Annotated in this window: 1 protein-coding gene; it reads left to right on the top strand. The window is 69.4% G+C overall.

Features of this window, described 5'->3' with window-relative positions; genetic code table 11:
* Positions 1 to 255 (top strand): dihydrodipicolinate synthase family protein (locus KW835_RS27225; RefSeq protein WP_218387763.1); only part of this gene is annotated, 255 nt, incomplete at both ends.

Genomic DNA, 255 nt, shown 5'->3' with positions numbered 1-255 from the left:
GCGGCCCCGAGTACAGCCAGGTCGTCAAGACCGCCGTGGACACCTGCCGTGGCAAGGTGCCCATCATCGCCGGCGCCGGCGGCCCCACCCGCACCGCCATCGCCCATGCCCAGGAAGCCGAGCGCCTTGGCGCCCACGGCATCCTGCTCTTGCCCCACTACCTGACCGAAGCCGGCCAGGAGGGCCTCATCGAGCACGTCGCCCAGGTCTGCAACAGCGTCAAATTCGGCGTCATCGTCTACAACCGCGACCGCA

Source organism: Acidovorax sp. sic0104 (assembly GCF_019219095.1).
In the GTDB taxonomy this organism is placed as follows: domain Bacteria; phylum Pseudomonadota; class Gammaproteobacteria; order Burkholderiales; family Burkholderiaceae_C; genus Acidovorax.
This window is presented reverse-complemented; position numbering and strand designations above follow the sequence as displayed.